At 64.4% G+C, this 5384-nt stretch carries 5 protein-coding genes; 4 read left to right on the top strand and 1 reads right to left on the bottom strand.

The features are described from left to right. Positions 1-1345, bottom strand: a 1345-nt coding sequence (locus GY769_12715; protein MCP4202781.1) for a TonB-dependent receptor, incomplete at its 3' end; no start/stop codon positions are given. A gap of 213 nt (positions 1346-1558) precedes the next feature. On the opposite strand from GY769_12715, the gene GY769_12710 reads away from it, so the two are divergent. From GY769_12710 to GY769_12695, 4 genes are all read left to right on the top strand, one after another. Beyond that, entirely contained in the window at positions 1559-2440 is an 882-nt protein-coding gene (locus GY769_12710) for a metallophosphoesterase family protein (GenBank protein ID MCP4202780.1), read from the top strand. A gap of 324 nt (positions 2441-2764) precedes the next feature. Beyond that, a complete protein-coding gene (locus GY769_12705; protein MCP4202779.1) occupies positions 2765-3574 on the top strand; it encodes an AAA family ATPase in 810 nt (269 codons plus the stop codon). Further along, positions 3571-4449, top strand: coding sequence for a hypothetical protein (locus tag GY769_12700; GenBank protein ID MCP4202778.1), 879 nt, complete (start codon positions 3571-3573; stop codon positions 4447-4449). The genes GY769_12705 and GY769_12700 overlap by 4 nt, the downstream gene beginning before the upstream one ends. Positions 4450-4505: 56 nt before the next feature. Further along, the gene (locus GY769_12695; protein MCP4202777.1) at positions 4506-5333 is read left to right on the top strand and encodes a class I SAM-dependent methyltransferase; all 828 of its coding nucleotides are present in this window, start codon (positions 4506-4508) and stop codon (positions 5331-5333) included. Positions 5334-5384: the final 51 nt, after the last annotated feature.

The raw sequence follows: 5384 nt of genomic DNA, 5'->3' as shown, positions 1-5384 counted from the left end.
CCGGAATAAAGAACGGCACGCCGAGGCGGTAGCCGCCACCGCAGTGGAAGGCGGTGTCCGGGAAGGGCCGGTCCTGACCCGGGATGTTCGGACCCTCGTAGGGCCGCGGCCGCCACTCCTTGGCGTACTGGACGCGGACTTCGTTGAGCATTGTATCCGAAATCGTGCTGATGAACGAGCCGGTGTAGCCGTGGGCGTAGTCGAGCTCGGTGGCATTCGAGCTCACGCCCCAGGAGGGCACGTCGAAGGTGCCGTTCTCCTGCCGCGAGTAGTGATAGGCCCAGCGCAGGGTCAGTAGATTCCGGTCCGAGGCCTGGAAGTCGACCTTGGCGAGGTAAGCATCGCCGTCGTTGGTGCGGTCGATCGGGGCGTTCTCGTTGGGAAGCCCCTGATCGGCCAGGAACTGCACGACCTCGGGGTCGATTCGGCCCGGGTCGACCTGCTTGGTCTCGTCCTTGGTCTGCTTGTCTGCGGCCAGAAAGAAGAACGTCCGATCGGACCTGACCGGTCCGCCCAGAGTGAAGCCGACCTGGGCGCGCTCGAAGTCGAAGGGATCGGTGCCACCGCCCCGGAGTTGCGGATCTTCGGACAGGCTGTCGTCCTGATAGAAGAAGTGGGCGCTGCCCTTGAAGTCGTTGGTACCGGATTTGGTGACGACACTGATGAAGCCGCCCGAGGAACGGCCGAACTCGGCTGAGGCGCCGTCCGGCACCACCAGAATCTCCTTGACCGCGTCCTGGTTGAAGGTGAACGCCGGCCGCTGGCCGCCGCGCTGCTCACCGAAGAACGGGTTGTTGAAGTCGGCGCCGTCGATCATGACGTTGTTGTTGATGCCCTTCTGGCCGTTGATCGAGAGCTCGTCGCCGTCCGGGCCTTGGACGACGGTAACGCCCGGAGTCAGCTTGGTGAACTCAAGAAAATTACGGCCGTTGTTGGGCAGACCGTCGACCGCCATGTCGTCGATGCGGATCTGACTCGGGGTGCGGGTCGACTCGATCAAGGGCGCCTCGCTGGTGACCAGAATCTCTTCCCGGGTCTCGGTCAACCCGAGCTGAATCGGTAGGTTCATGGTCTGACCCAGGGACAGGTTCAAGCCCTCCTGAACGAAGGTTCCCAGACCCTCGAGATCGGCAGTGACCTTGTACGGACCGAGAGGCAGCAACTGGCCGCGGAAGCGACCGTTGGCGTCGGTCACCAGGACCTTGGTGAAGTTGGTGTCGGTGTTGGTCAGAGTGACGGTGACGCCCGGCAGCATATCGCCGTCGGCGTTCCGCACGGACCCTTCGATAACGCCCGTGGTGGCCTGCGATTGCGCCCAGGCACCGGGCGTGACAAAAGCGAACACAAGTGCTCCTGCGAGACAAATGCGCAAGAATGGCGACATAACAGCGGACCTCCTGTCCAGTTGGGTGAGTCCCAGAAAAGCTGGCCGGCACTCACAGTCCAAAATCTCCTTGCATCCAATATTAACCGCCTGGTCGAGGCGATGCAACGAGCCTCGTAAGGCTCCTTGAGTGCGCTATTCTTCGCGTTATTCTCCCGGCGGCCGACCCTCGAGATGAGCACCAAGATCGCAATCTTCGCCGACATTCACGGCAACCTCCCGGCCCTCGAGGCCGTGCTCGTGGACATCGAAGAGCAGGCGCCGGACGAGGTTCTGGTGGGCGGCGATCTGGTCGGCCGCGGACCCCAGGGTAGCGCCGTGGTGGGAGAGATTCGGCGGCGCGGCTGGGAGACGATTCGGGGCAACCACGAGGAGTATCTGCTCGGCTTTCGCAACGAAGATGTTCCCCCCGACTGGCTGCATCTCGAAGAGTGGGCGGCTGCCCGGTGGATGGCGGCCGAGCTGTCAGAGGACGACGTCGAGTACCTGAGCGCGCTGCCCTTCTCGGTCCGCTCCCAGACTATGTCCGAGCTACTCCTCACTCACGGCAGCCCCAAGGGCACCAGCGACGGCCTGGGCCCGTGGACCCGCAGCGGCAAGCTCGACCGTCTCCTCGACGAGATCGAGGGGTCGGTGCTGGTCTGCGGACACACCCATCGCCCGATGGTCCGCGAGTTGGATCGCGGCATGGTGGTCAACGTGGGCTCGGTGGGCCTGCCCTTCAACGGCGATCGCCGGGCTCAGTACGCGATGCTCGACAACGGCGGCGGTAAGTGCCGCGTCGAGCTGCGCCAGGTGGAGTACGACCTGGAGGCGACGCTCGAGGTCTATCGATCCGGCGGCTTTCTCGAAGCCGGCGGCGTCACCGCTCAGCTACTGCGCCTGGAGCTGCTGCATGCGACTCCATACCTGGTCCCCTTCCAGCGCTGGGCGGAGGCGATCGGCGTGCCGCCCGAGCCGAGCCGGCTCGAGGAGTTTCTCGATTTCTACGAGCCCGACGAGCCGCTGCGGGATTTCTTCATGCGGATTCAAGGATTGTTCGAAAAGCCGAGCTGACCATATAGATGGCCAGTTCCCGGGTTGGAGAGCGCCGAGGCCAAGGCGAGGCGGCAGGCAATCCGCTCAGGGGGCTCGACGCAAGCGCCCGAGAGAGGGACTCGCAGACCTCCAATGGTCTGCGCGTAGCGGCGCGCAGGCGAGGGCCAGACCAGGGCAGGCCTTCATGCCCGAGCCGGCCCCTGGAGGATTGGACTGCCGACCGCCGCAATGGCGCGGCAATCGATTGCGATGACTCGAAAAAAAGTCGGGAGGGGACACCATGGAATGGTGTCCCCGATGGGCCTGCTAGACTTCACGGCCTGCGCTAGAGGGTACCCACCCATGTACAACGACTTCTACGAGTTCCGGCAGGCTCCCTTCAACATCACGCCGGACCCGCACTTTCTGTTCTTCAGCGATCGCCACCTGGAGGCGTTCAATCACCTGCTCTTCGGCATCCAGGAACGCAAAGGCTTCATTCAGATTACCGGCGAGGTCGGCGCGGGCAAGACGACCCTGTGCCGAGCCCTCCTCGAGCGTCTCGGGCCCCAGTACAAGACGGCCTTGATCTTGAACCCGGTGATGACCGGTGAGCAGTTGCTTTGGCTGGTGCTGGCCGAGCTCGGCGTCGAGCCCCACGCCGACGATCGAATGCAGAACCTTCAACGGCTCAACGAGTACCTGCTCGATCAGCTCCACGAAGGCAACGACGTCGTGCTCCTGATCGACGAAGCCCAGGACCTGTCGATGGAGCTGCTCGAAGAAGTCCGTCTGCTCTCGAACCTCGAGACCGACCAGCGCAAGCTTCTCCAGATTGTGCTCATGGGGCAACCCGAGCTGCGCGAGCTGCTCGATCAGGCGAATCTCCGCCAGCTGCGTCAACGCATCACGGTGCGCTATCACTTGAAGCCCCTCACGCTCGAGGAAACGGATCATTACATCCAACATCGAATGCACGTCGCCGGCGCGAACTCGCGACCGGTCTTCAACCGCGCCGCCGTGCGCAAGGTCTTTCGCTACTCCAAGGGGATTCCACGGCTGGTCAACGCCGTCTGCGACAAGACCCTGCTGTGTGGTTATGTGATCGGTGCCGACAAGCTCACCTGGTGGCATGTTCGACGCGCCATCCGCGAGCTCGAGGGGCGCCATTGAGCCTGGTCAACGACGCCCTCAAGAAGGCCCGCTTGGAGGCCGCGCGCGGAGATGCTGGCCGCCGGGGTATTCCTTACCCCGTTTTCGGCAGGGGCGAGCAGGCCCCGAGCGGACTCTGGTTCGTCGCTCTCGGTGCCGTGATCCTGCTGGCCGGCATCGGCGGCTTTTTACTGTACCGCGCCGGCAAGCAGTCGGCTCTCAGCGAGCAGGTCGTCGAGCGGAGACCTCTCACAGGGGCCGATTCCGCGGCGGACGAGAGCCCGGTTGCGCCGGTCGCGCCGGTTTCAGCGGCTTCATCGGCTTCTGAAACCGAGGCCGCGCAAGCTCCTGCCACCGAGTCACCGCCGCTCACCGCGAATCCCGAACCGGAGCCCGAGCCCGAGCCGGCGCGCAAGCCCCCGGCGCGGCCCGCGGCTCCCCCCGAAGGTCCCCGGACCGAAGGCGTCCCCCTCCGGGCGGACACCCCGGCAAACGGACAGCAAGAAGCCGAAGCGGCGCCAACACGCTCGGCCGGTTCGGCGTCACCGAGACCGACAAGGCAACCGGCGCCACCGGAGCCGCGCCGGACAGCGGCCGAGCCGGGTGTGGCCGGCCCGAGCTCAGAACCGGGCGAGCCTCCACCGTCGGAGCCAGCCGGAGATGGCACGGCGGTCGAGCCTCCAGAGCAGGAGTACCTGCAGCGCGCCGACGTGCCCGGTGTCGGTTCGGTCGAGCTGGGAGGCATCGCCTGGTCGGGAGATCGCCCCTTTGCTCTGGTCAACGGACGCGTCGTGAGCCCTGGCGACACCGTCTCCGGCCTGGTGGTCGACGATATTCAGCCGAACACGGTTCGCCTGCGGGGCGACAACGGCACCTTGATCTTTCGGCTCAAATAGCGGCCGGACTCTAGCCTCGAGAGGAGGCGCGCTCGTTCGGTACACTCGCCGCTCCCATGCCGACACCCAAGCGACAGAGGAAGCGCCGCGGCGGCAAACCGACTCTTGCCGACGGGGCCGATCGGCATGTGCTCTATGAGCAAGCCGTCCAGTCGCCCGACGCGGATATCGAGTTCTTTCTGGCCAGGTTCCGCCAACACCGAGGTCGCGATCCGCTCACCTTGCGCGAGGACTTCTGCGGCACCGCGTACCTGACCGCAAGCTGGCTCGAGGGCGGCGATAACCGCCGGGCCCTCGGGATCGATCTCGATCAGCCGACTCTGAATTGGGGCCGCGAGCGCCATTTCTCGGACCCTCGGATCGGCGACCGAATGGAGTTTTTGTGCCGGGACGTCTGCTCCGTCACCGAACCTAAAGTCGAGCTCGCCTGCGCGCTCAATTTCAGCTTCTGCGTTTTCAAGAACCGCGCCGAGCTGCTCGAGTACTTCGCCACGGTGCATGCCGGTCTCGAAGACGAGGGCCTGTTCGTGACCGAGCTCTATGGCGGCACCGAGGCCATCATCGAGATCGAGGACGAGCGAGACGTTGGCGACTTCACCTTTGTCTGGGAGCAGCAGAAGTTCAACCCGATCACCAACGAGGTGCTCTGCCATATTCACTTTCGGTTTCGAGACGGCTCGGTGATGGAGCGCGCGTTCACCTACGACTGGCGACTGTGGACCTTGCCGGAAGTCCGAGAGCTGCTCCTGGAGGCCGGCTTCTCACGAGTCGACGTCTACTGGGAAGAAACCGACGAAGACGGAGACGGTACCGGCATCCATCACCTGGCCGTCGAGGAAGAGAACCAGGAGAGCTGGTTGGTCTACATCGCCGCAGTGAAATAGGGAGTCGGGCGATACTATCTGGAGTCCTTCGCACTATGAAAGAAATCCTGG

It is taken from the genome of bacterium (assembly GCA_024224155.1).
GTDB lineage: Bacteria > Acidobacteriota > Thermoanaerobaculia > Multivoradales > JAHEKO01 > CALZIK01.
This window is presented reverse-complemented; position numbering and strand designations above follow the sequence as displayed.

What these genes read in the sequence shown, in the direction of transcription:
- GY769_12710 (MCP4202780.1), top strand. Translation starts at nt 1,559, where the DNA reads ATGAGCACCAAGATCGCAATCTTCGCCGACATTCACGGCAACCTCCCG.
- GY769_12705 (MCP4202779.1), top strand. Translation starts at nt 2,765, where the DNA reads ATGTACAACGACTTCTACGAGTTCCGGCAGGCTCCCTTCAACATCACG.
- GY769_12695 (MCP4202777.1), top strand. Translation starts at nt 4,506, where the DNA reads ATGCCGACACCCAAGCGACAGAGGAAGCGCCGCGGCGGCAAACCGACT.